Origin of the sequence: Stenotrophomonas sp. HMWF003 (genome assembly GCF_003061285.1) — a bacterium.
Taxonomy (GTDB): Bacteria; Pseudomonadota; Gammaproteobacteria; order Xanthomonadales; family Xanthomonadaceae; genus Stenotrophomonas; species Stenotrophomonas maltophilia_AP.
In genome coordinates, this window is sequence record NZ_QAIW01000158.1 from 27,138 (window position 1) to 27,357 (window position 220).

Here is a 220-nt window from a genome sequence, read left to right on the forward strand (position 1 = left end):
GCCGATCACCACCACGCTGCGGGCAGCGGCGGAGGCCTGCACCTCGATTCCGGTCACGAACAGGCGCGCGGTGGTGGTGGACGCCGTGTCCATCCGCGGCGCCCGGGTCTGGTCGCCGGCCCCGATCAACGCGGTTTGCCGGCCGTCCCAATGGAACGTGCGCAGCGGGGTATGCGCGGGAACGTAGACGCTGACCTGCACGGTCTGGAGGTCGCGGGTG

At 71.8% G+C, this 220-nt stretch carries 1 pseudogene; it reads right to left on the bottom strand.

The features are described from left to right. Window positions 1–220, bottom strand: a pseudogene (locus tag DBR34_RS22240) (SGNH/GDSL hydrolase family protein); the annotation flags it as partial.